Origin of the sequence: Ruminococcus sp. AM31-15AC (assembly GCF_003462045.1) — a bacterium.
Lineage (GTDB): Bacteria > Bacillota > Clostridia > Oscillospirales > Ruminococcaceae > Hominimerdicola > Hominimerdicola aceti.
Map to the genome: position 1 here is coordinate 1 of NZ_QTYG01000089.1, position 4,277 is coordinate 4,277.

The 4,277-nt window shown below is 41.0% G+C and carries 6 protein-coding genes and 1 pseudogene; 1 reads left to right on the plus strand and 6 read right to left on the minus strand.

All coding sequences use genetic code 11. From position 1 onward, the window contains the following. Window positions 1–69: 69 nt before the first annotated feature. Window positions 70–810, minus strand: a complete 741-nt coding sequence (locus DW793_RS13770) for a tetratricopeptide repeat protein (protein ID WP_118158482.1) — start codon at window positions 808–810, stop codon at window positions 70–72. Between DW793_RS13770 and DW793_RS14840 the strand changes: the two genes are divergently transcribed. Then, complete coding sequence (locus DW793_RS14840; protein WP_118158483.1) at window positions 791–1,144, plus strand: hypothetical protein; 354 nt, start codon at window positions 791–793, stop codon at window positions 1,142–1,144. The two genes, DW793_RS13770 and DW793_RS14840, sit on opposite strands and share 20 nt — an antisense overlap. Before the next feature lie 63 nt (window positions 1,145–1,207). Here the strand turns inward: DW793_RS14840 and DW793_RS13780 are convergent, their stop codons facing one another. From DW793_RS13780 to DW793_RS13800, 5 genes and pseudogenes are all read right to left on the minus strand, one after another. After that, complete coding sequence (locus tag DW793_RS13780) at window positions 1,208–1,606, minus strand: hypothetical protein (RefSeq protein ID WP_118158484.1); 399 nt, start codon at window positions 1,604–1,606, stop codon at window positions 1,208–1,210. Between the two features lie 10 nt (window positions 1,607–1,616). Beyond that, a complete protein-coding gene (locus DW793_RS13785; protein ID WP_118158485.1) occupies window positions 1,617–2,123 on the minus strand; it encodes an SMI1/KNR4 family protein in 507 nt (168 codons plus the stop codon). A 29-nt stretch (window positions 2,124–2,152) separates the two neighbouring features. Then, window positions 2,153–2,308: a hypothetical protein gene (locus tag DW793_RS14845; protein ID WP_181988390.1), complete on the minus strand. Its 156-nt coding sequence runs from the start codon at window positions 2,306–2,308 to the stop codon at window positions 2,153–2,155. Between the two features lie 521 nt (window positions 2,309–2,829). Next, window positions 2,830–4,020 carry an IS66 family transposase gene (locus DW793_RS13795; protein ID WP_252969906.1) on the minus strand — a complete coding sequence of 397 codons (1,191 nt, stop codon included), beginning with the start codon at window positions 4,018–4,020 and terminating at the stop codon, window positions 2,830–2,832. A 44-nt stretch (window positions 4,021–4,064) separates the two neighbouring features. After that, window positions 4,065–4,277: pseudogene (locus tag DW793_RS13800) on the minus strand (IS3 family transposase); the annotation flags it as partial.

The window sequence follows — 4,277 nt, forward strand, 5'->3', positions numbered from 1 at the left end:
GGCTAACAGAAGAATCTGCACCGCCAACGGTGGGCTGCCTCCGGCAGTTCGAAGAAAGCTCTACTATGATCATATCTTTCTCGCTGCATAATTCTTGTTCGAATAAAATGTGTCAAGTGATATTGACAAAACCAGTAGGTCTTTACGATCGTTGTCATAACTATCCTGAATGCACCTGCTAAGACTAACAACCAAACTAAAAATCGTATTCACAAGCAGATCATTCTCAAACTTCGATATGTTGTCCAGCATAGCCTGTGCACATTCATTGCCGTCATTTGCAGACTTTGTGAACCATTCGATAGCTTGTCCCTTATCCTTTGTAAGTCCCGCTGCACCGAAAAGATAGTTTCTGCCAAGCTGATAACTTGCCCAATGATTTTTGTCAGCAGATCTCTCAAAATAATCTAGAGCTTTTTGTATATCATACTTTTCTTCCTGCAAATACAGCTTTGCAAGAGCATACTGCGCATACTCGCTATCTTCTGCCAAGAGCAAATACTTTTCTGCTTTAACCAGATTTTGCGGTACGATCTCGCCATGCAAATAAATTTTGCCTAGCCTGTAACAAGCAATGACATCTCCGCTGTCCGCACACTCGGTAAGCAAGGCTATTCCTTTTTCAATGTCCTGTTCCAAATGCTCTCCTGAAATATATTCAAGTGCAAGAAACCTCTTTGCATTAATGTTTTTAAGTTTGACAGCTTTCTCAAGCAATTTTACTGCACTATCCGTATCTTGCGGAATGTATTCACCTGTCAAAAGTGCTTTGCCATACTCACTTTTGGTTTTGTCGATATCACTTGACACATTTTATACGAACAAGAATTATGTAGCAAGTGAGTTCATTGAAAAGGCTATATTGTTTTATATCGGCTATCTGAGTCAGCAAGATAATCTCAACTATATCTCTCTGATGATTACCGAAACAGTGAAAGCGCAGATCAATGGTACAGATCAGCGCTTGGCACGTCTGCTATTCAAGGTTGCTGTTGAGCTTGGCAAGCTGACGCACCTGCTTGCGGAGATGAATGATGTTGACGATGAAACGCTTCGTCAGCTTCTTGTCATGTGCATCAACGAGGTGCGTAAAATCAACGGTACCATTGACTGTGAGGATGCTGTCAGATATCAGAAGGAGTAAAACAAAAGCCGTGATCAGAGTGTGTCTGATTACGGCTTGTACATAATTCTCGGATTTGATTTTTTACGTCTTAATCATATACTTATCTAAATCTGATGTTTCACCTCTGAAAATAAACCATTCAGGAAATTCATTCAATTTGAATCGTATAAATTCATCAACAGTGCGATAAATCTCATCCTTTTCAGGATCGTAATATGAACTTCTGTTGGCGTAAATCGTAATGCCTGTAAAATCTTTCTCTGACTTCATCGGACATTTACACGGAGCATCGTTGTTGGTTATGATGATATGTTCTTCTGTTTCACCTTCCGATGGTGACAAATAAAATTCTCCACAGGCAGATAAATTATTCTCCACTGAAAACTGAATTTCATTGTTCATATAATCCGCCAGAACTTCTCTGTTTATCCGATAGATAGGACCTTTAAGAAAATCCTTTATTTTAGAAAATAAACCCATAACAATCTCCTTAATCCAAAAGTTTCTCTTCAATTTCCTGATTGGCAATGATCAACTTAATAAACTCCACGAGATTGTCAGCGACGAAATAAACTTCATTATCCATCTCGTTGTCAATTCTGACAATGCGAGGTTCGCCGTTTTCGTCAGCAGATCTGAAATCCATGTAATACATATCATGACCTGCTGACTGTGTTTCACCGAAAGGAATACCAATGTCAGGATACTCCCATTCTTCCTTCCAGTTTTCAAACCTCTCTTCCAGACTGTTGTATGTGTCAGCAGTGGGACCGATTCCGTAGATCGTTGTCAGCCAGCTCTCATCAAATTCATCAGAAATCATACCGCCGTTTTGAACCTTCAGCAGTTCAATGTATGATGCAGGCATTTTATATCCTAAAGTCTGTTCGGCTCTTGCAATCATCTCGTCTGTAAGCTCACCGAATACATAACTTTTTCCGTACTCGCTGTCATGGTCAAACAGCTTAGTCAGATCAATATCACCAAATAAACTCATTAAATATTCCTCCTTGGATTCTTGATATATTATAACGATGCAAACCAATCCTGTATAAACAACTTCTGTTGTTCGGTTGTTGGAAAATCATCTGTATCGCATGTTTCTACTTCATCTGCATATACAACCGTGTTGACTTCTGAGTTTTCAGTTAAATTCAGTAATGCGACCTCATATTTCTCCATACATATACCCTCGCTGTGCATTTTATCATTACTTTCTAAATTATACAACATTCACGAAGAAATATCAATCCCCACCGAAAGAAATGACACCATGCCCATGCTAATCGTAACTAGCAGATACCTGAAAAAAGGTGCAGTAAAAAAATCGCAGAACTATGTGAAGTACATTGCAACCCGTGAAGGCTCTGTGCCCGTAAAAGAAACAGTGGAAATGAACCTCAGGAAATGAAAAAAAGCCTATTTCATCGGTTTTCAACTTTGTGAGAAACCAACAAAATAGGCTTGCAAATTTTGTGAAATAGTTTTATGCGAAAATCAGTAACGATCCCCTTGAAAATGCCGACACATTTCCAAAATTCTTGATTAATATCAAGTGTCGTGGATTCAAATCCCTTTTTGACTGAAAAACATCTACGATTTCACACTAAAAATTTTCGTCCCTAAAACGTGAAAAAAAAGTACCCGCCTAATAACATACCGCCCCTAAATAAAAGATCCCCAAGCTGCGGTTCGAGGATTACTCATGTTGCTTTACAGATTTTCTGCACAGATATATTCCACGGCATCAGTTCTTCCAGAATATCCGGATTGGTCAGAAACTCCATGCTCGGAAGAACTGTCAGCAACAATTCAAAGTATTTGAAAACATCAAGCCTGTTCGCTTTTGCTGTCTCAACGATGCTGTATATATCAGCGCTGGCTTTTGCTCCGTTCGGAGTATCACTGAACAGCCAGTTCTTTCTGCCGACTGTGAACGGACGAATCGCATTTTCCGCTGCGTTGTTTGAAATAGCACAGTCGCCGTTTTTAAAATAATTCCCGAGATACTCTCTGCGCTTGAATGCATACTCAAAAGCCTTTCCGAGCTGCGTTTTCGGAAGAACTGTAGGTGCGACTTTTTCAGCCCATGACCAGAAAGCCTCGAACACAGGTTTTTCCTGTGTCAGACGCTCTTTAAAACGTTCTTCGGTCGTGAGACTGTCAAGCTTCGCTTCTATCTTAAAAAGCTTATCGCAATAATCTCTCGCGACCCTTGCTATGCTGTCTTCGCTGTCCACAATAATCGCTTCGTGGAACTTGCGGCGAACATGAGCAAGGCAATTGCAATGAGTGACTTTATTAAGCTTGTTGTAACCCGAATAACCGTCTGTGTGGAGATAACCGTCGTAATCTCCGAGAAACGCTTTCGGCACATCTCCCGACCTCGACTTGTTGTAGTCGTAGATCACGATCTGCCTGTCCGAATGCTTTCCAGTGCGGTACACCCACATATATTGCTTGCTTTCTGAGGAAACGTTTCTTTCCTTGAGGACCTTGACGTATGTTTCATCGCAGTGAAGAATTTTTTGCTTAAGCATTTCTTCTTTCAATCTGCTTACCAGCTTTGAGAAATAATCTTCACTGCAGCGGATAACCCAGTTTGCCATGGTCGTTCTGCTGAGTACATATCCAAGACGTTCCCAGTCCTTTTCCTGACGGTACAGAGGAGTGACATTAACATATTTCTGATAGATCACCCATGCAGCAGTTGACGCAGACGCAAGCGAATGTGGCAAAACAGGTGCCGGAACAAATCCGTGCAAAAATACAGGCATATTCTTTTTCTCGCACTTTTTGCAGCCGTAGGTCAGACTGTAATATTTCTTTACAACCAGCTTCGCTGGGATAAGCTCTACCTCTTCACGGACATATTTCTTGCCGACGACCTTCATATGGTTTTGTCAATATCACTTGACACATTTTATTCGAACAAGAATTATGCAGCGAGAAAGATATGATCATAGTAGAGCTTTCTTCGAACTGCCGGAGGCAGCCCACCGTTGGCGGTGCAGATTCTTCTGTTAGCCCAGTAACTCATATAATATCTCCAGATCATGGTCTTCAACTCTTTCATAGTGTAGTTCTCCGGCTTGTCCTCACGGCTGTAGAACAGCTCTTCTTTCATTCTTGCCCACATACTTTCACAGCG